This window comes from Paenibacillus sp. FSL H3-0321 (assembly GCF_038002865.1).
In the GTDB taxonomy this organism is placed as follows: Bacteria; Bacillota; Bacilli; order Paenibacillales; family Paenibacillaceae; genus Paenibacillus_AQ.
Genome location: NZ_JBBODH010000001.1, coordinates 7,747,044 through 7,771,218, shown reverse-complemented (window position 1 = coordinate 7,771,218; position 24,175 = coordinate 7,747,044). Strand labels below are relative to the sequence as shown.

Genomic DNA, 24,175 nt, shown 5'->3' with positions numbered 1-24,175 from the left:
TATCAGAAATTTAATGATATCACCTTTACTATAACTGCCGCTGTTACCGCACCCAGAACAACAAGCAGCAGCGGTATTTTACGGACTAAGACCAGTATAACAGCAGTAGCGCCGGAAGCGATACCGATCAGCGGAGCTTTGGGATCTACCTGAAAGATCCCCGGTACCGTTAAGGCACTCAGTACAGCCAGCGGCAAATGATCCAGCATCATCTTGATTTTACCGGTTTTCGGAAGGAAATCACGGGTAAGCAGCAGCGGCGCGAATCGCAGCAAAAAGGTGATCAGCGCCATGCCAACGATCACTGCAATGTTCATGCGGCCTCCTCCACAGCCCTATTAACCCGAACTGGAACGAGAAGGCCGGCAGTCATTCCTGCCAGCATGGCGGCAAGCACAGCGGAACTCCCGAGGTAAGGTTGCAGAACCCAGGAGAACAACGCCGAGCACAGGCAAATCACCAGATTGCGCCTGCTGCCCCGCAGCTGAGGAACAATTAATGCAATCAATAAAGCATATAGCGAGGTGTTCAGCGCGGGTAAAAAAGCGGCCGGAATATAGGCTGCAAGGGATATACCAGCAGCTGTGGACACAAGATTCGCAGTATAAGGAGGAATTTGCAGGCCAAGAAGATAATGCAGCGGCAACTCCGGTGATTGCCCGTCCGCTGCTTCCTGCCCTAAACTCTGCTTATGGCTTAGCATACTTACAGCATAGACCTCTTCTGTTAAACTGAAGCCGATCCACGCCTTCACCGCAGTACTGAGGTTTCGTCTGACCAACCCTGAAAAGGACAAACTGATCATCAGGTATCTTAAATTAATAACCAAGGTCAGCAGCAATATAAGAGGCGCCGCCGTCCCTGCCGCAAGCAGCTTGACGCCAGCAAATTGACTTGTGCCCGCATACATCAATGCTGACATCAGAAAAACCTCCAGACTTCCAAGTCCAAGTCCCTTGCCAACCAGCCCAAAAGTAAAACAGGCAGGAATAAAACCGGCGACAATCGGCAAAGAATCCAAACACCCTTTTTTAAACTCGGCTCCAAAGACCCCCATGTTCGATCACTCCCTTAGCACATTTAAACCACACAGCCAGCTTACCTGTTCGGTCTGTGCCGGGAAATAACCACTTTGCACTCTATCCACCATACCAATTCTACAGAGACAGAAAAAAGGCAGACAGGGTGTCTTTCTCCTGTCTGCCTTGCTGATACTATCTTATAGCTAAAAAGCTGCTTTAGGAGCCTGCTCCCTTATACCGTTTAACCCCGTAGTTCCAAGAAACAAGGCCAAGGCAAAGGAATACCGCACCGACTACAGGAGTCAGCAGCGCCATTCCCCGCATCTCATCCCGTTCCAGAAACAGCGCCGCCGGGTAAATACCGACGAAGGCAAACGGAATAACCCAGGTGAGCAGTACCTGAATAGCCCGGTTGTAGATCGTGACCGGATAACGGCCATAGCTCTGAATATTGTACATCAGCGGCAAAATGCCGGTCGGGGCATCGGAGTAGAATGACAATGAAGTCAGCGTGGTGTAAATCCCCGTATAGATGGCTACCGCACTGAGCGTAAGGAGGATCAGTGCCGGTATCGTCCACCACTCGAACGGCAGTCCGAGGTTAGCGCCGCTGATTGCCATAATAATCAATCCAATGATCGAACCAAACAGGGCTGGCGGGTCTACATTTTCCAGAAAGATCTGAAAAAGGTTATGCGCAGGCCGGGTCAGAATCCGGTCCATTTCGCCTTTGACAATATAGCGCTCACTGAAGCCCCACATGTTCACAAAGCAGCTGAAGACGCCGTACGGGACCATAAAGAAGCCGTATACGAACACCACTTCATTTTGATTCCAGCCGCCCAGGCTGTCGGTATGCATAAAGATCACAAGGATAAAAATAAAATTAGTCGCTTGAAACAGCAGATCCGAAATGACCTCCACCCAGAAATCGGCGCGGTAGGTCAGCCGGGTCTTCATATAATTTTTCAAATATTCGATTAACAATCCCAGATAATACAAACCTTCCTCACCCTCCCTGCACGAACAGCCGCTGACGCGCCGCGTGGTATAGCCAGACAATTGGAATCAGCAGCACCAGGAACCAGAACACCTGGACACCGAGCACATTCCATATGCCCACACCCTGTACCCGGCCCGTAAACACGGAGCCCGGAAGGTAGGTGATGGCTTGAAAGGGCAAAACCTTCAGCACACCGGACAGCCAGTCCGGGAACAAGCTGATCGGGATAATCAGGCCGGAGAACAGGTCTACAATGACCCGCTTCATGCGCATCATGCCTTCATTGTTCTCCACGAAGAAGGCGGACAGCCCTGTGATAACGTTAATCTGTGAACTGATCAGGAAGCTGAAGAAGAGCATGACCAGAAAGCCGGCCCAGGCCGAAGGCTCTGTCGGCAATTGCACCGGAAATAACAGAATGGCGATGACCATCCCCGGAATCATCAGCATCATGAAGCGGAATAACCCTTCGCCGAGTCCCTGCATCATTTTAACCAATACGTAGTTATAAGGACGAATGAACTGGATGGCGATGCTGCCGTCACGGATATCCGTGGAGATCTCCCGGTCCAGGTTGTTGAAATAAAAGGCGCGCGCCATCCACGAGACTGCCACATAGGTGGTCATCTGCGCTCCTGTAAACCCGCCAAGCGACTCCCCGTCCCCATAAATGGCCTTCCAGGTGAAATAGTTCACCCCGATATTAAGCGTATAGATTAGAATGCCTGAATAATAGTTCACACGGTAAGCGAGCATGGTCAGAAAGCGGATGCGGATAAAATCAAAATAAGCGCCCAGCAAAAGTCTGCGTCCATTTTCCGGCTGTCCTCCAGAGGAAGAGGAGCCACCCGCGGAGCTGGCAACAGCGGTGTTAAGCTTGTCCGACATGTATGACCTCTTTCTCTTCCTGCAAAGCCGCGATCATCTCTTCCGGTTTCTCCGCCGATCCGGACTGATAAATGCTGCGGACAATATCGTCCGTGTTGGTTTCGATAATCTTGATGTCTGTTATGTCCGCCTGGCCTACCACGCGTCCCAGCACATCCGATACATTCAGCTCCAGCGGAATCCAGACTTTGGCGGCGAGGTCGTTCTCAGCCGTCCAGGTCACCGGCATACCTTCCGTCCATTGCATAATCCGGTTGAGCTTCGTAGCTGTGCCGAATTGGAATACCACCTCACGCCCGGTTCCCCAGCGCTGTTTCAAGTCCTCCAGACCGCCGTCATAAATAATCCGGCCATCATCGAGCATAATGACCCGTGAACAGAGCGCTTCAATGTCCTGCAGATCATGAGTAGTCAGCAGAATGGTTGTTCCATGCTCCCGGTTCATATCCTTCAGAAACTCGCGGATCTCCGATTTCACGACAATGTCGAGACCAATGGTCGGTTCATCCAGGAACAGGATCGAGGGGTTATGGAGCAGTGCGGCCACAAGCTCGCAGCGCATCCGCTGGCCGAGACTAAGCTTGCGGACCGGCCGGTTCAGCAGATCCTGCAGCTCCAGTCGCTCCACTAGCTCATCGAGCCGCTTTTTGAAATCCTGTTCGGAGACCCGGTATACCTTGCGCAGCAGCTGAAAAGACTCGATCACGCCGATATCCCACCACAGCTGGCTGCGCTGCCCGAAGACTACCCCGATGTTCTGCACAAATTTCTCACGTTCGGCATACGGCACAAACCCTCCGACAGACAGGCTGCCAGCGGTCGGAACGAGGATGCCGGTGAGCATTTTAATCGTGGTCGATTTGCCTGCACCGTTTTCGCCGATATATCCGCAAATTTCACCTTGAGGAATCGTGAACGAAATGTCCTTCACTGCCGTAACTTCGGAATATTCCCTCTTAAACAAATCAGCGAAGGCCCCTTTGAGGCCCTCGCGGTTCTTTTGGACTTTAAACGTTTTGCGTAAGTCCTGCACTTGAATGGCGTTCATATCGTACCTCGCTAAGCTAAAGATTGGGTTCAGTACCCCATTATAATGCACGGATTACAAAAGCACTACCCGTTTATCGTAAAATAAACAGAAACGGTTATACCGTCCATTTACAAACGGCATCCGTTTCTGCGGGGAAATCAGGAATGTAGCTGGATGACAGCATTATTTGGCGACTCTGCCTTCAAAGAAATCGTTACTTTTCACGGCTTCCAAGTGCCCGGACCGGGTTACCTTCGTACGCAGGTACTTCTCATTGAATACGGAAACGTCGCCCCATAGCGGAATTCTTTTCACTGTGTTCATTCCGGCAGCCTTCAAGGCGTCCATCTTCTTAGGGTTGTTCGTAATCAGTGTCACCGGTTTGCTGCGCAGATGCTGCAGTACGCTGATGGCATCCTTATAGTCTCTGGAATCATCGGCAAAGCCAAGCTCCAGATTGGCTTCCACAGTATCATAACCTTCTTCCTGCAGAATATAAGCCATTGCCTTGCTGAACAGACCAATGCCTCGTCCTTCATGATTGGCCAGGTAGAACAACGCACCAGAGCCGTGCTGAGCAATCATTTTCATCGACTGGCGCAGCTGGAAGCCGCAATCACAGCGTTTGCTGCCGAAAATATCGCCGGTATGGCAGATGCTGTGCATCCGGATCAAAGCTTCGTCCGAGTCTTCGAAATCACCGTAAACGAGTACACTGGACTGCTGACTGTCAGCAAGATTCATGGAAGACAAACGGGAGATCAATAATTCAGTTGCTTCTATAGAATCCCCGCCCTGCAGTTCAACGTCATCCGATTTCAACCAGCTGTACCATTTAAAAGTGACTGTTTCTCCATCGAGATTCACCGGCAGCGTAATCGGTCCGACCAGTATATTAGTGGAATCATCCATCGTTATCCGTTTGATCTTATTCTGCAATATAGAAAGGATATCAGGTTTAATCATAAGTGCACCGTCCTAAAGTTTTAAATATTTTTAATTTTAACTTCAAGTAACTATTTGTAAGTTAGTTTATCATTGTAATATAACTTCGTCAAGTTATAATATATATTTAAATTATTATAATTACTTATTGTAAGTTTATGATATAATGAATGCAGAGGTGATCTTAATGAATGACTTCGAGATGTGTCCACGCTTTGAAAAAGCAGTAGATGTGCTTAGCAAACGTTGGGTTGCACTGATCGTATTTGTATTAATGAATGGCCCTCGCCGGTTTGGTGAAATCGAGAGCTGCTTGTCCAATCTCAGCGGAAAGGTTTTGTCTGACCGCTTGAAGGAAATGGAAAATGAGGGCATTATCACGCGTACAGTTTATCCTGAAATGCCTGTACGCATTGAATATTCGCTGACGGACAAAGGCACTGCCCTGGCTCCTATTCTTGGAGAAATCAGCAACTGGTCTACAGAGTGGATCAAGATCGGCGCAACCAAATGATATGGGGTCCGCAGCATCAATAGCGCCCTTTTTTGTTCCGGCAACCGGAATAAAAAGGGCGCTTATTGTTGTTCATATTTTCTGGAACTCCGTATCTATAAATCTTTCCGCTGAAACCGCAGCAAGCCGATTGTGAAAAGTGCAGCAGTATAAACCGCAGCGTAGACCACAAATGAATTCGAGGGAACTGAGTTCAAATTAAGAAGTGAAAATGCGCCGCCGCTGAACGAGACCATACCGCCTAGATCGTCCAGACTGAACAGCACAGCTGTCATTTTGCGCTGCAAACCATCAACCGGCATGAGCATTGACATGAAGCCTGTCATATTGTTTAGCATATGAAGTGCATTGCCTTCCAGGCTCAGCGCTGAGCTCACCTTATCAATCATACCTCCCAGCCAGCCCGCTCCGTAAAGCATCGTCATAAATACCCCGTTCCCGAGCGCCGAAAAAAATCCTGAGCCCAGCATCGACAATGTGATCAACAGCGGAACACTTGAAGCAAAAATCAGGAAAGCTTTAACCAAGGCTGCCATATCTCTAGGTATTGCGGCATGGGCATTTGTAATGAATAGAATAGCTGCGAAAAGTATCAGTGCGTAGAGTAACCCCAGCGTGACATAGCCAAGCCAACGGCCGAGATACCATTTCCAGCGTGGAATCGGTCTGGGCAGCATCGCCTGCATCACTCCCTGCTCCGCTTCCCCGGCAATGGCCGAGAAGGAGCTGAAGATCGCCAGAAAAGCGATGACAAACGATCCGAAGAAAAACCCTAACGTCAGTATAAATGCCCCATTCGTAAACCGTTCAATAAGAATACTGCCATTCATGATCCCGGACCCGCCGCCAAAACGTCGATCTCCGCCGATAGTGCCGGCCACAAACCAGAAAGCAAACAGGAAGATCACTGTCATCACCAGGGTCAGCATCATCACCCTTTTGCGGAGCATTTCTTTCCAGGTCATCCCGAGTATAATTCTCATTCCCGCTCCCCCCTGTGACTCAGTCCGGATACCGCATCCATAAACCATTCCTCCAGACGCTCTTTTTTACGCTTCACTTCATATAAAGTCAAACCCTGTTCTATAAAAACCGCATTCAGCCAGCCCACCTGCTCTTCACTTTCCAGCTCTGCTTCCATCCATACAATTCCGCTGTCAGGATCCGTTCCCTGCAAGGAGTCCCGTTCGTGCTTATCTTCACCCGAAGAGATGGTGATTGACAGTCCGGTAAAATCATTCAGCCAGGACAGCAAAAAAGGCGAAAAGCCGCCCACTTTAAAATGCCAGCTCGTTCGCTTATTTAATATTTCTGATACTGTGCCGTGCCGCAGGATAAGACCGTTATTCAGCAGTGCCATCCGGTCGCACAGCACCTCAACATCCTCAAGCAGATGAGAGTTGAGAAAAATAGTGATCCCGCGCTCCTTCAAGCGCTCCAGAATACCTCTGACTTCCATGCGTCCAATCGGGTCGAGCGCAGATGACGGTTCATCCAGGAAAACGATCTCCGGCTCGTTCACCAGCGCGCAAGCCAGTCCCAGCCGCTGCTGCATTCCCTTGGAGTAATGCTTGACCCTGTCCCGTCCGCGTTGTCCAATACCCACCTCATTAAGCAGCTGAGGAATTCTTTGATCCGCCACGGTTTTATCGATCCGGCATAATCTGGCATGCAGCCGCACAACCTCTTCCCCGGTTAACCATTCCTGATAGCGGTACAACTCCGGCAGATAACCGATTTTCATCTTGGCTTCCAACGTACCAATTTTATGTCCTAACAATGAGGCGCTTCCGCCTGTTGGATGGATAAGTCCTACCAGCATCTTCACAAAGGTGCTTTTCCCGGCACCGTTGGGGCCGAGGAAGCCAAAGGCTTCCCCTTTCCCCACAGTAATCGTTACATCCCGGCAACCGCGCCCGTTGCTGTATTCTTTGGTCAACGAGTTGGCTTCTATTGCGGGAATGCTCATGATGTGATCAGCTCCTGCAGTTTCGTCATAAACTTATCTTTGTCCGCATATACTTCTCCTCCGGAGAAATCGAACAACTGGCCGTTCTTCACCCAAGTCGCACTATATTGCGTTCCTCTGCCATGTTCGTTTTTATTAAAAATAACCGGTGTCCCGTCAATTGTGATTTCTTCTGAGAACTGCCCCTTAATCAGCGGCAACGGAATGTCGCCGGATAGAATCCGGCTTTGCTGCAAACTGGATTTCAGATGATCCGGGAGAAGCGGAAAGTCAAGGACAGCCTTAACGGCTTCTTCTACGTCTATAGACGGATCTACCGTCACTATTGGCGTATTCATCTGAGTAAAGCTCGCCCAATGCTCATTGTCCGTGGATAAGTCGTAGCGGACGATCTCAGGAATAGCCAGAGTTATCGGCTTGCCATCTATAGATTCCGGTAGCAATTGATCTGATCCCAGGCGCAGCAACGCTTCGTTAACTGCGTCGACGTTCAGCGTAAGGGTCATCTCCTGGGAGGGACTAATCCAAGCAGACTTGACTTGGTCAAAGCCTTCCCCGCTGACTGCGCTGTACCCCAGCGTTTTCTGCAAATCATTTATAGGCACCGCTCCATCGATGGTTCCGGACGAACTCGAAACCGCTCCGAATTTACTGACAGCTTCGCCGACAGTTCCCCCCTCGGTAATCTGATTGAAGATATTCCGCAGATCGCTTTCATTCACAACTGTTGGTTCCTGCATCCGGAATTGGTTCAAGATTGCTGCCATAGCCGTGCTCCCTACCGGAGTGGCGAGAATAGCAGCGAAGATAGCTACACTGGCTGCTGTTGCCGCCCACTTCCGCCGGCGGTTCATCTGAGGCCGCCGAGTCCGACTTCCCGTTTTCTTGCCTTCCGTGGTAGAATCAGCCTGCCCTGTTATCTGCGTCATTGCAGTCCTACCGCCGGCTGTACCAGCTGTAGAAGCAGCATCTATTAAGGGATCATTGTTTGTCGTTGATTGCTGGCCCCAAGCTGCCCATACCGGATTTACCGGTTCCTGCGCAATGCTGTCTTGCAGCCTGGCCCAAGCTTCATCCATATTCAGCTGATCTGATTCATGTTTTATAGGATTGGTCATTGATCGTTCCTCCTAAGTAATATATAGAAGCAAAATTTCCAAACGCCACTGTCCTCACGGTCTAGTCGTCTGCGGGAGCGTCTCTACCGCATGCTGCCTTAGCTTCGTTGTGGCCCTGCTTAGCAGTGTCCCGACAACCGGCGGCTTTACACCGAGCTCTCCGGCGATCTCTGCGTAGCTGTAACCCGAATACCTCAGCAACAGCGCCTGTCTGTCTCTGTCCGGCAGGCTGTCCAGCCAGATCCTGACATCCTCCTGGTCCAGCTTGGCGAGCACCACCTCTTCACCTGTAGGCGGAGAGGCCCCAATATCGAAGAGGAGCTCCTGCTTATTTTGCAGCCGCCGTTCTCTGGCTACTTTATTCAAATAATCATATCCGACCCGGGTAAGCACTCTATGCAGCCAGGCACCGAGCGCTCCGGGGTCATCCGGCGGATTGCGGTAAAGTCTTAAAAATACATCCTGGGCTAAATCGTCCGCCGCCGTCTCATCCCGTACCAAAGCAGCAAGTTTGCGCCGTACCACAGGATAGTGTTCATAAAATAAAGCTTTGAATATATCAGATTCCGGAATATCCATTGTTTAAATCCTCCTTATCAGCTGCAGCTATAAGTAAGACGAAGCCTGGAGCTTTTTTGTATCAGAGAACGTCAAAAACATCTTACCACAACAAGTGGAAACGGCTTTGTCGTCCTTTTTAAGGACGGTACCGTTTCAGCGAGAAATAGAAGGATAATTTATAGCGTGAAGCATATAAAATCTTATATTTACAAAAAAAGCAGCCCCTTTTTATGAAAAAAGGAACTGCCGGTATCTTCTAATAACCGTGCACAGTGATGTTTAGTAATCTTATAATTACAATCTGCAAGGTCTGAATATACATAATAGTGACAAATAATAAAATATTTCCAGGCTTAAATATTTAAAAAGTGTTGATTAGACTAGCAAAATATAGTAATTTGAGAAGGTAAACTACTATAAATTGAGAGGTGGCGTTAACAATGGAAAAGATGTGTATGGAAATGATGATGAATATGTGCATGGAAGACATGATGGCCAAGATGAACAGTATGAAGATGTGCATGGAGAAGATGACTGAAATGAACATGATGGACATGGATATGGACATGATGATGAAGAAAATGCAAGACTGCGATGAAATGATGACCATGTGTATGACGATGATGCGTGAAGGAATGCAAATGTCGAAATAATTCATCTTTCAGATTGTTAATGTGAATCCGCAAAATTCACCTTAACGTAAACTTCGCAAGTCTTGGCAGAGCAGACTAACTGCATGCCATTTTTTTATTTTGTATTATCAACTAAGGGTATCAATTCATCTATTATCTGATCTTGATATATCTCTCCTGAATTTGCTTAGCCACTGTAATCCGCTCCATCTTCAGCTCCCAAATCTTCTCTTTCCACCGGTAACTGTCCTCAGCATCCTCATGTTCTCTCAACTTGTTGAACAATTCCAGCAGCATCAGGTTTATATGATCAAACCGGTTCCAGAGTTCCCGGACATTCTCCACTCTTTCCCGCTCTTCGGAAGATTCCTTGAAGTTCTTTAAATTCTCAATGATGTCAGCCTGCCACTGTCCATCGTTAATTGCTTTGGCGTAGTTTAAAAGATCCAGATAATCATCGACTGACATGTGTACCGACTCCTTAATTCCGTTATACCAAGTATTATACTCGGTATTGTATATATTGCAAGAGGTCAATCATAAAAAAATGCGGACATCAGAGATGCCCGCACATGATATTTATTACATAAGCTTCTTTATATCATCCTTAATCTGTTCCGATTTTGGACCAAATACGATTTGCACCGCACCATGACCAAGTCTCATAACCCCGGAAGCGCCCAGTTGTTTAAGCGCAGCATCTTTTACCGCCTTATCGTCGTTTACGATCAACCGCAGCCGTGTAATGCAGGCATCAATATTCCGGATGTTGGACGGTCCGCCGATGTTTTCCAGAATTTTTGCGGCTTGGGAAGAAACACCTGCCGAAGCCCCGCCGATGGACTTTTCTTCGATTTCATCCTCGGTCTCATCTTCCCGCCCAGGCGTCTTCAGCTTAAATTTCACTATAATGAAGCGGAAGAGCACATAATAGAGGACGAAGAACGCAAGTCCTATCGGGATAAGCATCCATGCATTAGTAGTAAGCTTCAGGTACAGCAAGGAATCAATCAAACCTGCGGAGAATCCAAAGCCCATCTTAACATCAAGGACGTACATCAGGGCCAATGATAACCCTGTCAAAATGGCATGCACCAGATATAAGAGCGGAGCAACGAACATAAAGGAAAACTCAAGCGGTTCAGTAATACCTGTTAAAAAGGAAGCAATCGCTGAACCAATAAAGATAGAGGCAACCAGTTTGCGTTTCTCCGGTTTTGCAGTATGGATAAAAGCAAAGGCTGCGCCAGGCAGAGCGAACATCATAATCGGGAAGAACCCGGTCATGAACATCCCTGCGGTTTTGTCTCCGGCGAAGAAACGTGTCAAGTCCCCGTGTACCAGTTCACCGGCTGCATTGGTAAAGTCACCAATTTGAAACCAAGCTATGGTGTTGAGTACGTGATGTAATCCGATAGGGATCAGCAAGCGGTTGGCTGTACCGAAGATAAATGCGCCCACCGCGCCGAGACCCACAACCCAATTCCCGAAATCACTGATTACATCCTGTATAGGGCTCCAGATCATACCTACGAATATGGCAAGCACCATCATGGAACCGGCAGTCACGATCGGAACAAAACGTTTGCCTGCGAAGAATCCCAGCCAATCCGGCATCTTGATATTGTGGTATTTTTTATAGAGGAAGGCCGCCCATGCACCGGCGAAGATACCCCCGAGTACCCCCATATTCAGAACAACGTCGTCATTGATAAATGAGAACTGCAAGGGTACGATAGCCAGAACTTTGGTGAGTACCAGGTATGAAATCAACGCAGACAATGCCGCTACAGCATCTCCGGCGAATCCTATGGCCACACCGATAGCAAATATTAAAGCGAGATTGCCGAATATGGCGCCCGCGCCAGCATTCAGGAATGGAGCAACATACTGATTCAGGAATCCGCCTACATTAGCCCCCAGATGCCAATCTTTTTCGTAATTAATCAAAGCTAATCCTTGCAGAATCCCTGCTGCCGGCAATGTCGCGACCGGAAGCATCAGAGACTTACCTAACTTTTGTAAAAAAGCCAACATAATATCATCCCCTTGGTTTCATGATTGGTTCTGCTCAAGTATGCTAGTGCTTTGAAGTCACCCGTAGAACGATATTCGTACCCGCTGTGACTGCACCATAGAGACTCTCTACTTCCGGTAAATGTTCCTCCATACTCGTTACGATTACCGGCGAGATTGTTGCAAGTCCTGCCGCCTGTATAGCCTCAAGATCAAACTCAATCAAGGTCTGCCCTGCCTTTACGCTGTCTCCGGTAGCAACATGGCTGACAAATCCGTTGCCTTTCAGGCTGACCGTGTCGATTCCGATATGTAGCAGCAGCTGTAATCCGGACGGATGCTCAAGAATCAATGCGTGATTGGATTTCACGATATGGGCAATCTTGCCGTCAAACGGAGCCTTAAGCCTCCCCTCAGCAGGTTCAATTGCAATTCCGCTGCCCATGTGTCCGCCGGCAAAGGTATCATCAGGTACCTGGTTCAAAGGAACCGCTTGCCCGCTGATAGGAGCTGTAATTTCTATGATCTGTTCAGTATGCTGCTCTTCTTTTTTGGATTTCCATTTGGAAAACATCCGCGCCACTCCTCGCAAGCTGCTATTTGTTCTTCTCTAAAGTTTGGAATAGCCGGTGCAAGTGCATCGCCAGGAAACATAATTCTTCATCAGGAACTTCCACTTCCAGTGAACTTTGCATTACCTTCCCGAGTTTCTGCGCCAGCTTATATTCCGCTTTATACTCCTTCTTAATGTGCTTCACGAAGGGATTATCTATTAAGGATCCCTGCAGTATCCGTTCCAGCGAAAAACGCAGATGAATCATCAACCGGACATGGTTCATACTGCCATGCTCAAAGGTAATCTTCCGCTCTTCCCGGATCATCTCAATCAATTCATTCACGATATTGGAGGCTTTCACCAGCTGTCCAACCGGAACATTGCTCACAGCGGAGTATACATGATAGGTGAGGAATCCTACTTCGTCCTCAGGAATCTGTATTTTAAACTCTTCACTGATTTTTTCTGCCGCTTTGAAAGCGATCTCAAATTCCTTCGGGAACGTCATTTTGGTTTCCTGTAAAAAAGGATTAATTATATCCATCCCGCCCCTCAGACGGTAGATGGTAAACTGGATATGACTCGGGAGCGCCAAATAAATCTTGTCGTTTAACTTGCCGGGAAACTGACAGGTGATATCTCCGATAATCTCATCGGTGATTTTCATTATTTTAGGATCAATGTCCTCCAGCAGTATTTGATACTGGCTCCATTCTTCCCGGTCTTCCAGGCGAAACAACTTTTCGATCCGGTGATCGTTGCTTTCAATCACACCGGCATCTTTCACCGCAAAGCCGATGCCTTTGCCAATAATGACATATTCCTTGCCGTTCTTTTCTCCCTGGACCATTACAACGTTATTCCCAATTACACGCTGAACTTGAAATTGTTCGATTTCCCGTGACAAGTTCTCCCCTCCTTCCCCTAATCTTCAGGCTACAGGCAACAAAAAAAGCCAAGAACCGTCTCAAATGAATGAAGACAATCCTTGGCTCATGCCCTTTACGGTAACACGCCAACTACATATAAATGATCATTTATGAGCCTATCATAAATCATAGTTCATATCGCCGTCAATGGTAATTTTCAAAAGTCAAGCAAACTCATAAGCCTAAGCTTATTCAACCGTAATCCATCGGCACATTCGGGTAATCACGTCTTTCATAACTACAGGTTTGCTTATGAAATCAGTTGCGCCCGCCGCCAGGCATTTCTCACGGTCCTCTTTCATGGTTTTGGCTGAAATCGCGATAATCGGCAGATCCGGAAGCAGGAGTTCTTCACGGATGATTGACAGAGTATCATAACCATCCAGATTCGGCATCATAATATCTAGCAGCACGATATCCACATTTGCCTGTTCCCTGACAATCTGTAGACACTCAAAACCTGACTGTGCCGTCAGGATATTCATCTGATAAGGCTCCAGCCCTTGCTTAAGGGCATAAATATTACGAAGATCATCATCAACAATCAGCACAGTCCTGCCTTGAAGCATCTCATATTGTTTCTCAAACAAACTTGTGTCCACAGTTATAGTGGCCTTCTCAGGCTTTTGAGTGACTTCCCGCTCCCGTGCCGCCGCAACGGATGACCAGGAACCCGGTGGCTGAAGTCCATCCTCCATGTCAGCTTCAAGACAACGGCAAGGAAGAAATAGTGTAAAGGTGCTGCCTTGGCCCAGCTCGCTTTGCAGTGAAATATACCCGCCCAGTAATCTGGCCAGCTGCAGGGAGATTGACAGACCCAATCCGGTTCCCCCAAATTTGCGTACAGTTGAACCGTCTGCCTGCATGAAAGCTTCAAAAATCAGCTCACGATGCTCTTCCGAAATCCCGATTCCCGTATCCTTGACGGAGAAAGCCAAAACTGGCTCAGTTGGGTTATACTGCGGGTCAGAATAAGCTTCGATCCGGGTAATGTCAACTTGCACGGAACCTTCCTCCGTAAACTTAAAGGCATTGGACAGCAGATTGCGCAGAATTTGATGCAGCCGCATTTCGTCGGTATAAAATAGATCCGGTACCTCTGCACCGATGTTCACAGAAAACTCCAATTTCTGTTGTTCGGCGGTTTTTCCAAAATAACCCCTAAGCAATGTAGGCAGCTCCGTAAGATTGACCGCATCCATTTCCACCATCATTTTGCCGGCTTCCACCTTGGACAGATCGAGAATATCGTTGATCATGACCAGCAAATCAGTGCCGGAATTGTGAATGACCGAAGCATAGCCTTGTTCTTCCTCGTTTAAGTTGTTATTGCGGTTCTCGGCCAGCAGTTGGGATAGAATAAGCATACTGTTCAGCGGAGTACGCAGCTCATGCGACATATTCGCCAGAAATTCCGATTTATAGCGGGAGCTTAACTCAAGCTGTTCATTATATCGTTCGAGTTCTACTGCGGCATTCTCTGCAACGGCCTTCTGATTCTCCAGTTCCCGGTTCACCGTGAGCAATTCATTCGTGTGATTTTGCAATTCTTCGGTCTGCACCTGCAATTCCTCAGATTGCACCTGCAGTTCTTCCGATTGAACTTGCAGCTCTTCATTCATGACCTGAGACTCATGATACAGTTTCTGGATTTCCATACGGGTCATCACTGAATTCACGGAAACCGCCATCATGTCCAGAAGCTTAGACAAAAGCTCATGGTGATACGATGCCCATTGAGTCAAAGAAGCTACTTCCAATACAGCCACTGTTTTATTCTCAAATATAATCGGTGCAATGACTGCGAAGCGGGGAGCCGTTCTGCCCAGTGCAGAATTAATGCTTATATAATTCTCCGGCAAATCTTCAACTATAATTATACGTTTATCTACTGCACATTGTCCCACAAGACCCTCACCGGGTAAGATCGAGTCTTCTGCAAACGGAAATTCTTTTTTCTCAGCACCGGCATAGGAATACATACATTTATAGCGTTCCTTATGATTCATAACATAAATGGCACCGTATTGCATCTCAAGGGTTGTTGCCAGTTTATTCATAAAAGTCCTGCATAACAAATAAATATCTGTGGCTTCCTGCAGAATTACGGACATGGCAGTCTGCTGCTCACTGCTCCACTGTTCCAGCTGCACAGTATCCAGCAGACTATTGGTAGCTTCACCAAGATCATAGATTTCATCCATGGTCTTTACCTTTATCCGCTCAGACATATTGCCGCCTCCAGCGATCCCATTAATTGCCAGAATGACATGCTGCAGCGGATTTACAATACTTGCAGAGATTAAATACGTAATCAAGACCGCGAGCAGCACAACCAGTGTCCATAGAATATACATGGTTATCAGAAGTCTGCTATTGCTTTCCTTCAAATTCGAAATCCGTTCATTGGTTAGATTCCGCTCGTTATCCCGAAAATAGTCGGACTGCGAGCGGATCGAGTCAATAACCGATTTGCCGGTATCATTGCGGAAAAACTCAGCTATGGCTTCATCCTCACCATTCCGCTTTAGATCAACGACTTGCTGTCCTGCCAGATCAATCCATAATTGAATGTTCTCTTTAATAATGCCCAAATTCCGCATCTGGTCCGGATTGTCAGCAATCAGACCCTTTAGCTTTGCGAGATTAATCTGCCAATCTCTAAGGCCATTATTAAATGGATCCAGGTAGGAATTGTCACCGGTAAGCGCATATCCTCTTTGTCCGGTCTCCATATCCAAGACATTTTTTTCAATTTGATATGTAAGCTCGTGCACTTCTATATCATGATCACTCAGGAAAACTGTTTCCTTCTCAAGATCGGTAATTCTACTGGATACGATCAGCAGAAAAAGGCCTAACATTAATAAAATCAAGACATAGCCTACCGCAATTTTGCCACGGATCTTTAAGCTCCAAGCTTGCTTCTTGGGCAAAGGTTTCAACCTCCATCTTGCATCCCGATATATACTCCCATTTTATTGTAAGTATTGGTAATGTAGTGAACAAGTCGCTCGATTGCAAAATGTAAGAATATATTTCATATTCATCCTTTTATTGTCACAAGTAGCTTTCACTTTGTGGCAGTCTATCTTTTAATTGACGGATATTGTTTTCAAGTTTGATAATAACATCCTCCAACTCTCTCGGATCAATTCCTCTAACGATCGGAGGCGCGACTGGAATCGCCTTGGTCTCAGCTTTCATTTCGCGCAGTTCAATCTGCTGTTCCTGCCACTTATCCATCAAATCGGCAATCGTCGCATAAAATCGTTCGTAATCCTTGATTACGCTGTCCAGAAAAGTGTCTACTTCCTCCGCGTCATAACCACGAAGCTTCATACCAAATTCCTTCTCATGAATCGTCAGTGCATCAAGTGTAATACCGAGCTGGCTGAACAGCTTTCTTTGCTTGTCCAATCGGCGTTTCATATGTTCATCCATTTAAGTGACCTCCAAGTTATCTGTGTTCTCCGGCAGTAACCATTATAACAGGCTGAGTGCAACCTGAAAATATCACTAAAGTTGCAGTTCTGTCGGTGATTCGCTCAAAATCTCAACCGGTGAACTCTCCTCCGTCGACAACCATCCGGCTGACACAGGCACAGAGACCTTCGAAAGAAGCAGAGATTTGGCTATTAACAAAGCTCTTACAGAAGAATTAGAAGAGATAGAAGCAGCGCTGCAGCGAATGAAGGATGGAACCTACGGTGTCTGCATCGCCAGCAAACAAAACATCCCTTATGAACGTTTAGAGGCCATTCCTTACACAGCCTATGCCGTAGAATACTCTCCCGGCAGAGAGCTCTCAAGCGACCGTCCTGTAGAAGAACAGGTAATGACACCTCCTCCTGCCGGGGCAGGCGAGGGACGGCAGGAGCATAGCGGAAGATTTGATGATGCCGGGGCCTGGGATTCCGTTGAGGACTACGGCAGTGCCAGCTCTCCGGTCACACCTCCCGGGCAGGATGTAGAAAAAGAGGACTCCTGACTTTAGAAATTATCTGCTACCGCCTTGTTTAATATACCGAGGCAGCGGTCAAGGTCTGTCTTCACCTGCTTTTTATAGAGCCTGGCTTTTTCCTCCCCATCGGCCGTGAAATGATATAAGACAATTTCCTGAAAATCGACCTTAGGATCATTTCCCTTCAACTGCTTAGTGCGGTAAAGTATTCCTTGCTGCACCAGTTCATGGAGCGCACGGTAGATTTCACTTTGGGGAGGAGAATAGCCATGAGCTTTGAAATCTCTCCGCAAATCCTCCAGCATTTGATAACCGTATCCCTTGTGCTGTTCTACCATCGTAATCAGATATACTTTAATAAAAGCCCGCTGGGCAATCATAAATGCCATCGGCAACCCCTCCTTGTAGTGGAATGACTTTACCTGCATTTTTTCTAACCTCTTCAGTAAACTCTATTGAATACTCTATTGCATAACTCTAGTAAAACACTATTTACCAATTTTCACAACCTGAAGCTCCCGCTTGCTTAGGGGCCACTTTTTCCTTGTTTGCATGATATAAGTGAAGATAATATGGTGGTCATTCTCGCTGAATTTTGGCTGAGTGATTTTTATGGTTTTTCTATTGTGAATTTTTCATATGTTGAAATTAGGGTTATAGTGGTTGTTATGATGGATGGTACGCTGTAGCTTTGTTCAAAAAACCTTCGATGACGAAAAGGTGAAGAAAGCTTGGTAATAGAGTTGCGACAAGTTTGAACAGATTGGGAAGTTGGTGGACTAGATAGAACTATATTGTTGTGTAACTTCTGGATTCCGCCATTTAGCCGTGTGCGGCAAATTCTGATGCGTTTATGCCTCTCATTCCATCCAGATGACTGTCCGGGCCGATTTCTAATGTGCTTCTGTGCAGCATACTGACACAGTTTCTGCCACTTTTATGCGATCAGAAGTAGCCGCGCCTGTACCTCATCAAATTTTCGAGTGATCCACAATTTTCACAATGCATAATCTTCTATACAATAAAAAAACTGTTCTTCCGGCTTGTTAGCGGAAGAACAGTTTTTGTTAGTTCAAATATGGGGTCAAGGAGACTGATAAAGCCCCTTGCAATCAAACTATTTTTACAATCTGTTGCGGTTATAAGTATCGGTTGTATCCCTGTTGATCAAGGTGCCATCCACTGTAGTATCGCTGTAGAGGTTATTGTAACGACTGGAATTCAGTGATTGGCTGCCGCTGAACACATCGTGGATATCCCGGCCCCTGCCGTTGTCATCTACGAGAACAAGGATTTTGCCGCTGTCGACATATCCCTCATATTCCTTGGCTTCATCCTCAGGGATACCAAGACCAATCAATCCGCCTACCAGTCCACCGGCACCTGCACCGATAGCTGCTCCAGTGAGTGTTGCCACAATAGGTCCGGCCGCCAGAATGGGACCGATCCCCGGAATGGCCAATGCCCCGATTCCTGCGAGCAACCCGGTAATTCCGCCTACCACACCACCTGTAGCCGCACCTGTCGCTACCCCTTCGGGAGCCATCGTACCTGTATCGTCAGAAATGCTTTTTAATTCATCGCGGTCTCTTGTGATTACTGAGATTTCGTCATTGCTGACTCCTCGACTTTGAAGCCCTTCAATTGCTCTGGTCGCTTCTTGTTCCGTATCGAAAACTCCTACAATTTTGTTAGTCACTTGAAGCCCTCCTTCGTAATTGTGGTTCGCTACATTATTACCCTTTAGCGGCTGAACCAAACAGTTTACAGGAACAAGACTTCACAATCCCCTGAAAATTCATAGTTTTGTTATTCTGCGTACGATCGTCGTCCCTGTTTAACAAGATGTATCCGTACGGGACGATTCATCGTCCCTATTTAACCGGGCGGGTCCGGTTTGTAGGCGCCGCCTGCAGCGGATCATCCGGCCAATAATGTTTGGGATATCTGCCTTTGAGATCCTTCTTAACTTCGAAATAGGTACTGCGCCAAAAGCTCGCCAGATCGGAGGTGACCTGCATCGGCCGTCTCGCCGGTGACAGCAGATGCAGCAGTACAGGAACTTGCCCCATGCCGATTCTCGGTGTATCTACCTGCCCGAACATCTCCTGGAGTCTTACTGCCAGCACAGGCGCACCCGGATTGCTGTAATCCAGCGGTATCCGAGATCCGCTGGGCACCGCGATATGTGTCGGAGCTTCCTTGTCCAGCTTCTGTCGGCTGTTCCAGTCCAGCATTCCTTCAAACGCCCGGCTTAAGGGAAGACGCTGAAGATCACGCAGGTTGCGCATGCCCTGGATGAAGGGCCTCAGCCATTCATCCAGCGAGCCAAGCAATGCTTCATCCGCCACATCAGGCCAATCCGTCCGCAGTCCATGCATGAATGCCATCCGCTGCCGTAACTGCACTGTTCCTTTATCCCAAGGTAATAGCTCCAGACCTTCTGCGGATATCACCCCCAGCAGGACATCCTCCGTCTCTTCTGCCGTAGGCCGCTCATGCGAGGTTTCTTTCAATACCAGAGCTCCGAGCAGCGTGCGCCGGCGTGCCTTGACGCTTCCGCTCTCTTTGTCCCAGTAGACCTCCCGTTCCTCTGTAAAACTGCCCGCATGATGACGGAGCAGTTCTTCTTCAGGCAGATCTGCGGCCAGCATGATCCGCCCCTGCCCGGCGCGGTCGTCCACGCCGGCGGCAACAATATAGGGCGAACGCGACAGCGGCTGCCCTTCCCGCATCGCCGCCCCCCGGCCGCCGGCCAGCAGAAACGCGCCATCACCGCGTTTCTGCCCGACCCGGTCGGGATAGGCGAACGACAGCAGCAGCCCTGTGCCGCTGCTGTCTCGGGGCACTTCCGGCGCGGCCTGCAGCTGCGCCAGGAGATTCCGGCTCTCGCGCTGCACCGCGCGCAAGATCGCCGGGTCTGCTCCGCCCGTCTCGGCGGAGCGCTCGAACCTCAACAGCGCCTCCACGCGCAGCGTGAGGTCGCTGTCCGCAGCGGCGGGACCCTTGAAGAGGTCCCGCTCCTGCAGCAGTGCCGCCAACCGGCAGGCGAGCGGCGCGGCGCCAAGCTCTGCCGCGCGCAGCAGCATATGCGCGGCACGCGGGTGCGCGCCAAGCGCGGCCATGCTGCGGCCGTGCGGCGTGATGGCGCCGCCGGCATCCAGCGCGCCGAGCTGGCGCAGCAGCGCAGCGCCCTGCGCGTAAGGCGCGGCGGGCGGCGCATCCAGCCAGGGCAGCGCGGCAGGATCGCGCACGCCCCATAGCGCCAGCTCCAGCGCGAGCTGCGCCAGGTCGGTTTCCATGATCTCCGGCACGTTGTCGTCCGGAAGACGTTGATGCTCCTCGCTGCTCCACAGCCGGTAGCAGACTCCAGGCGCTGTCCGCCCGGCACGGCCACGGCGTTGGTCAGCGGATGCCTTCGATACCGGCACTGTTGTCAGCCGCGGCATGCCGGTGCGCGGAGAGAATACCTGCGTACGGCGCTGCCCGGTGTCAATCACCGTGCGCACCCCTTCGATGGTCAAGCTTGTTTCGGCGATGGAAGTTGCCAATACGACCTTGCGCTCACCCGGCACGGCTGGAGCCACCGCCGCATCCTGCATGGCCTGCGGGAGCTGGCCATAAAGCGGCCGCAGCACCGTCCCTTGGGGAAGCGCCCCGCTCTGCAGCTCACGTTCGGTACGGCGGATCTCCCGTTCGCCGGGCAGGAACACCAGTACATCACCGGGCTGCTCATCCAGAGCCCGGCGGACTGCAATGGCCGCTGCTTGCTCCAGTTGCGCTGTGCCTGATCCCGGAACATAAATCGTCTCCACCGGATAGGTGCGGCCGGGACAATCCACTACCGGCGCTCCGCCAAGCAGCGCCGACACCCGTTCTCCATCCAGTGTAGCTGACATTATGAGAATACGCAGATCTTCACGCAGCACAGACTGCGCCTCCAGCGTCAGTGCCAGCCCGAGATCAGCATGAAGACTGCGCTCATGAAATTCATCAAAAATTATAAGTCCAACATCGCCAAGTGAAGGATCGCTTTGCAGCATTCTCGTCAGCACACCTTCGGTCACAACAACAATCCGTGTGTTTTTGCCAACCTTGCTGTCCATACGCATCCGGTAGCCTACCGTCTGTCCCACACTCTCTCCAAGGCAGGCCGCCATATAAACAGCCGCTGAACGGGCTGCAAGCCTTCTGGGCTCCAGCATTAGAATACTCTTGCCAGACATCCAAGGCTCGTCCAAAAAAGCCGGAGGGGTTCCGGTCGTCTTCCCCGCACCGGGTTCGGCAATAAGTACAGCTGCTTTATTCTTATTCAGTATCAATTTCAGGTCAGGGAGCACCTGCATAATAGGAAGCTGTTTCATCTTTTCTCTCCATAATCTGTGATTAACATAGTATAATTGGCAGCGCGTATTGCATCTATCCTGCCTAATCATCATGGGCGAAACGATCCTAAATTTCAAGATGCTTCATAAAGTTGCATTCGAACACTCACAGCCGGATACACATATACCGAAAGACAAAAAAAGCCTGCCGCCCCTCCGGGCGCAGACTTATTCTTCTTCACTCAGCAGCTTCTGACGAATTTTATCGCCGTACTCCAGGATGGAACTGCTGCTCTCCAGCCCACGCTGCCTCAGCAGTTCCTGCAGCCGAAGTCTCTTCATGGAGAGCTTGTTCTCCAGCGTTTTCTGCTCAGCAGAACCAGTATCCCCGCTGTTGCGGCATGCTGCCAGCAGTTCCTCAAGGGTTACACATTCCTTACGCAGTGTGATCTCTTCCGGCAGCAGCCCGGCATTTTTCATAATCTTGAATGACATCCGCAGTTCCTCAGGAACCCCCGACAAGTCCTCCAGCTCCAGCGGCTTTCCAGACCCGGGAAGATCCTTGAATTCCCCGCTCCGCATCGCTTCCTGAATCCGCTGCTCCGCCAGCCATGACAGCATACCCATATCGTACCGCTCCTTGTGTTCAGAACCCGTTTTGCTTCTTATTTTAACACAGCCGCTATGTCATTTCATTTCTGCTTGGGTTTATGATAACCGCGGTCTCCGTAGGGAGACAGCTGGTCCATCCATTTGCTCTCCAGCTCCGGAAGCTGCTTTCTGTATTTGGCCAGCTCGGACACGGATGCCACAAAATCCTCCTCCGGTTTAATTTGTTCCAGAATCTCAAAACGGAAGGCCTCTTCCCCGTACTCTACCCAGTCGGCCATCAGCGATTTATTGTCATGGCTATTAATATCGAGCATAAATTTATGCTTGTTCCATACACCTTCCAGGTTAAGGCTGCTGCCTACAAAAGACTTATCGTTCTTCGTATTCACAATCCGGTATACACCCATCGGCCGATGAGAGTGGGCATAATCATAGGCCAGTTCTTTGCGTCTTGCTTTTTCCATTATTCCTGATCTCTCCTTCAATAATAAGCTCTGTCCCGGGGCACAGGCTCTATAATTTAACCCAGTAGCTGCTGCCATCATCCTCGCGGTCCAGCAGGCCATAATCAATTAGATAGCGCCGCAGTGTGACATGATCAGGGAAGGCTTCACCCAGAATGGCGTTAACCTCTTTCTCACTGTATTTGCGGCCGGCGGCAAACCTCTTAATCAGCTGGCGAAGAATGGCGGCTTTCCGCTTCTGCTTCTTGGGAAATTCGGATAACGGGCCATCCAGTCCCTCCTTAAAATAAGTCCCAAGGATCTCGGCATTCTCCTCTTCCGTAATCGCAAAACGTTCATCGATCATGGAAGCGGAGCGCGGGATACTTACAAATGGTGAAGAAACACCCGGTTTCTCCTCAGCCAGCTCCATGACGGCAAGAAACAATTTGGCTTGCTTGACCTTCTCACGCAGTGTGAACCGGTGATTCCGCACCGTGGAAGTACTGCCGATTCCTAGCTCCTTGGCAACCTCCCCGTCACTGAGGCTCTGATGAAATGCAAGCAGCAACCCTTTCTGCAGATCCGTCAGCCCTATAAGTTTCTTATCCATTCCGAGCAGCCAATTAAACATGGTGCCATGAACATTGGCCACATGAAGCGCAGCATATTTCTCTGCCTCATAGTAATGGTTGTCATTCTTATAGATAATACCCTTCTCATATTCTTCACCGCATACCAGACAGGTATAGATTCCTGAACGGTCCCGCGTCTCAAAAATATAACCTTGCTTTAACTCCTCAATCGAGGCATTCCAGAATTTTTCCGAAATACTGACTGAACCCTTTCCTTCCGGCAACTCAATCACCCAATCCGCTTTATTTAATATAGACATATTATCATTTTGTTTGTTATTTTACAACTATCTAATTAGATTGTTTAGTTTTTGTTCTTGTGAAAAAATAAAAAACACCACCTTTCGGCAGTGTTTCATTCCTTTTATTGTTCAGCATCCGATTCTATGAACTACCCTAGAGTGTAGCCGATGCTTGTTTCAGCAATGCACCCAGCAGCTCATAATCAACCGGTTTGCCTTCAAGCAGCTTGGCTGTTCTTCTTTCCGGTTTTCCGGCTTCGAACAATCCGTCAGGAGCTTCCAATTCTGCTGCATTGAAGATGGAAAAGGTCACCCAACCCTTAGCGGTGGTAATAACCGCAGCATATTTGCCGTTTTTAAGAAAATGCGGTTTGCCGTATTGAATACGCTCCTGTACCTCCGGAATGGAATCATGAACCAACTGGCGGAGTTGATTACACAGCTCATTTTGCCATGGCTGTTGGACAGTGTTAATGAAATCTGTCACCTCTTGATTCATAGGATCACCTTTTTCTGTGATAGATTATTTAATGCTTAACCTACTGCTCTCTTTTAGTGAAACCGCATATTTAGGGAAAAGCGCCCGCACCACAGGGTAGAGCCATTGTATAGCATAATAATACTTATGAGTCCGGGTCAGCCCAGGCCCTTTAGCTGAAATGTTACCATAACCTGTATGTTTACAACAAGAAAAACACAGCAAACAGCCTCAACCCTGATCATTGATCTGATCACCGGCTAAGGCTGTTTGCTGGGAAGCAGATGATGTAT

The 24,175-nt window shown here is 48.8% G+C and carries 26 protein-coding genes; 3 read left to right on the top strand and 23 right to left on the bottom strand.

From position 1 onward, the window contains the following. Positions 1 to 2: 2 nt before the first annotated feature. From MHI45_RS34470 to MHI45_RS34445, 6 genes are all read right to left on the bottom strand, one after another. Entirely contained in the window at positions 3 to 317 is a 315-nt protein-coding gene (locus MHI45_RS34470) for an AzlD domain-containing protein (protein ID WP_076109264.1), read from the bottom strand. Further along, positions 314 to 1,057, bottom strand: a complete 744-nt coding sequence (locus MHI45_RS34465; protein WP_076109263.1) for an AzlC family ABC transporter permease — start codon at positions 1,055 to 1,057, stop codon at positions 314 to 316. Before MHI45_RS34465 ends, MHI45_RS34470 begins: the two co-directional genes overlap by 4 nt. A gap of 181 nt (positions 1,058 to 1,238) precedes the next feature. Beyond that, positions 1,239 to 1,982: an ABC transporter permease gene (locus MHI45_RS34460; protein WP_179091683.1), complete on the bottom strand. Its 744-nt coding sequence runs from the start codon at positions 1,980 to 1,982 to the stop codon at positions 1,239 to 1,241. A 49-nt stretch (positions 1,983 to 2,031) separates the two neighbouring features. Beyond that, entirely contained in the window at positions 2,032 to 2,826 is a 795-nt protein-coding gene (locus tag MHI45_RS34455; RefSeq protein WP_076109400.1) for an ABC transporter permease, read from the bottom strand. Positions 2,827 to 2,896: 70 nt separating this feature from the next. Beyond that, positions 2,897 to 3,961, bottom strand: coding sequence for an ABC transporter ATP-binding protein (locus tag MHI45_RS34450; protein ID WP_076109262.1), 1,065 nt, complete (start codon positions 3,959 to 3,961; stop codon positions 2,897 to 2,899). A 165-nt stretch (positions 3,962 to 4,126) separates the two neighbouring features. Beyond that, positions 4,127 to 4,909 carry a GTP cyclohydrolase II gene (locus MHI45_RS34445; protein ID WP_076109261.1) on the bottom strand — a complete coding sequence of 261 codons (783 nt, stop codon included), beginning with the start codon at positions 4,907 to 4,909 and terminating at the stop codon, positions 4,127 to 4,129. A gap of 166 nt (positions 4,910 to 5,075) precedes the next feature. On the opposite strand from MHI45_RS34445, the gene MHI45_RS34440 reads away from it, so the two are divergent. Then, positions 5,076 to 5,402, top strand: a complete 327-nt coding sequence (locus tag MHI45_RS34440) for a winged helix-turn-helix transcriptional regulator (RefSeq protein WP_076109260.1) — start codon at positions 5,076 to 5,078, stop codon at positions 5,400 to 5,402. Positions 5,403 to 5,497: 95 nt separating this feature from the next. Here the strand turns inward: MHI45_RS34440 and MHI45_RS34435 are convergent, their stop codons facing one another. The 4 genes from MHI45_RS34435 to MHI45_RS34420 are packed head-to-tail and all read right to left on the bottom strand — an operon-like array spanning position 5,498 to position 9,068. After that, on the bottom strand, positions 5,498 to 6,385 hold the full coding sequence (locus MHI45_RS34435) for an ABC transporter permease (protein WP_076109259.1): 888 nt from the start codon (positions 6,383 to 6,385) through the stop codon (positions 5,498 to 5,500). Then, entirely contained in the window at positions 6,382 to 7,371 is a 990-nt protein-coding gene (locus MHI45_RS34430) for an ABC transporter ATP-binding protein (RefSeq protein WP_076109258.1), read from the bottom strand. Before MHI45_RS34430 ends, MHI45_RS34435 begins: the two co-directional genes overlap by 4 nt. After that, positions 7,368 to 8,489 carry a hypothetical protein gene (locus MHI45_RS34425; RefSeq protein WP_076109257.1) on the bottom strand — a complete coding sequence of 374 codons (1,122 nt, stop codon included), beginning with the start codon at positions 8,487 to 8,489 and terminating at the stop codon, positions 7,368 to 7,370. The genes MHI45_RS34430 and MHI45_RS34425 overlap by 4 nt, the downstream gene beginning before the upstream one ends. Positions 8,490 to 8,543: 54 nt before the next feature. Then, the gene (locus MHI45_RS34420) at positions 8,544 to 9,068 is read right to left on the bottom strand and encodes a sigma-70 family RNA polymerase sigma factor (protein ID WP_076109256.1); all 525 of its coding nucleotides are present in this window, start codon (positions 9,066 to 9,068) and stop codon (positions 8,544 to 8,546) included. 422 nt (positions 9,069 to 9,490) lie between these two features. Between MHI45_RS34420 and MHI45_RS34415 the strand changes: the two genes are divergently transcribed. Next, positions 9,491 to 9,703 (top strand): hypothetical protein, encoded by a 213-nt coding sequence (locus MHI45_RS34415; RefSeq protein WP_038591298.1) that lies wholly within the window; start codon positions 9,491 to 9,493, stop codon positions 9,701 to 9,703. 132 nt (positions 9,704 to 9,835) lie between these two features. Here MHI45_RS34415 and MHI45_RS34410 read toward each other — a convergent pair whose 3' ends face one another. From MHI45_RS34410 to MHI45_RS34385, 6 genes are all read right to left on the bottom strand, one after another. Beyond that, entirely contained in the window at positions 9,836 to 10,150 is a 315-nt protein-coding gene (locus MHI45_RS34410; protein ID WP_076109255.1) for a hypothetical protein, read from the bottom strand. A gap of 114 nt (positions 10,151 to 10,264) precedes the next feature. Beyond that, positions 10,265 to 11,719 (bottom strand): N-acetylglucosamine-specific PTS transporter subunit IIBC, encoded by a 1,455-nt coding sequence (nagE, locus tag MHI45_RS34405; protein WP_076109254.1) that lies wholly within the window; start codon positions 11,717 to 11,719, stop codon positions 10,265 to 10,267. A 43-nt stretch (positions 11,720 to 11,762) separates the two neighbouring features. Then, on the bottom strand, positions 11,763 to 12,272 hold the full coding sequence (locus MHI45_RS34400; protein ID WP_076109253.1) for a PTS sugar transporter subunit IIA: 510 nt from the start codon (positions 12,270 to 12,272) through the stop codon (positions 11,763 to 11,765). Between the two features lie 22 nt (positions 12,273 to 12,294). Then, positions 12,295 to 13,161 carry a PRD domain-containing protein gene (locus tag MHI45_RS34395; protein WP_076109252.1) on the bottom strand — a complete coding sequence of 289 codons (867 nt, stop codon included), beginning with the start codon at positions 13,159 to 13,161 and terminating at the stop codon, positions 12,295 to 12,297. A gap of 210 nt (positions 13,162 to 13,371) precedes the next feature. Then, on the bottom strand, positions 13,372 to 16,119 hold the full coding sequence (locus MHI45_RS34390; RefSeq protein ID WP_076109251.1) for a CHASE3 domain-containing protein: 2,748 nt from the start codon (positions 16,117 to 16,119) through the stop codon (positions 13,372 to 13,374). A 124-nt stretch (positions 16,120 to 16,243) separates the two neighbouring features. Further along, positions 16,244 to 16,627, bottom strand: coding sequence for a DivIVA domain-containing protein (locus MHI45_RS34385; RefSeq protein ID WP_076109250.1), 384 nt, complete (start codon positions 16,625 to 16,627; stop codon positions 16,244 to 16,246). Positions 16,628 to 16,736: 109 nt separating this feature from the next. Here MHI45_RS34385 and MHI45_RS34380 point away from each other — a divergent pair, with 109 nt between their 5' ends. Next, entirely contained in the window at positions 16,737 to 17,174 is a 438-nt protein-coding gene (locus MHI45_RS34380; protein ID WP_083675469.1) for a conjugal transfer protein TraR, read from the top strand. 2 nt (positions 17,175 to 17,176) lie between these two features. Here the strand turns inward: MHI45_RS34380 and MHI45_RS34375 are convergent, their stop codons facing one another. The 7 genes from MHI45_RS34375 to MHI45_RS34345 form a co-directional block, all read right to left on the bottom strand. Further along, positions 17,177 to 17,536, bottom strand: a complete 360-nt coding sequence (locus tag MHI45_RS34375; protein WP_020432045.1) for a helix-turn-helix transcriptional regulator — start codon at positions 17,534 to 17,536, stop codon at positions 17,177 to 17,179. A gap of 734 nt (positions 17,537 to 18,270) precedes the next feature. Then, positions 18,271 to 18,846, bottom strand: coding sequence for a general stress protein (locus tag MHI45_RS34370; RefSeq protein WP_083675468.1), 576 nt, complete (start codon positions 18,844 to 18,846; stop codon positions 18,271 to 18,273). A 175-nt stretch (positions 18,847 to 19,021) separates the two neighbouring features. Continuing rightward, positions 19,022 to 21,511 carry an ATP-dependent helicase HrpB gene (gene hrpB / locus MHI45_RS34365; protein ID WP_076109248.1) on the bottom strand — a complete coding sequence of 830 codons (2,490 nt, stop codon included), beginning with the start codon at positions 21,509 to 21,511 and terminating at the stop codon, positions 19,022 to 19,024. Between the two features lie 189 nt (positions 21,512 to 21,700). Further along, positions 21,701 to 22,093: a DnaJ family domain-containing protein gene (locus MHI45_RS34360; RefSeq protein WP_439823152.1), complete on the bottom strand. Its 393-nt coding sequence runs from the start codon at positions 22,091 to 22,093 to the stop codon at positions 21,701 to 21,703. Positions 22,094 to 22,164: 71 nt separating this feature from the next. After that, the gene (locus MHI45_RS34355; protein WP_038591260.1) at positions 22,165 to 22,548 is read right to left on the bottom strand and encodes a GIY-YIG nuclease family protein; all 384 of its coding nucleotides are present in this window, start codon (positions 22,546 to 22,548) and stop codon (positions 22,165 to 22,167) included. Between the two features lie 49 nt (positions 22,549 to 22,597). Beyond that, a complete protein-coding gene (locus tag MHI45_RS34350; RefSeq protein WP_081965812.1) occupies positions 22,598 to 23,422 on the bottom strand; it encodes a DUF2087 domain-containing protein in 825 nt (274 codons plus the stop codon). A gap of 136 nt (positions 23,423 to 23,558) precedes the next feature. Then, positions 23,559 to 23,903, bottom strand: coding sequence for a DUF1801 domain-containing protein (locus MHI45_RS34345; RefSeq protein ID WP_076109246.1), 345 nt, complete (start codon positions 23,901 to 23,903; stop codon positions 23,559 to 23,561). Between the last annotated feature and the right edge of the window lie 272 nt (positions 23,904 to 24,175).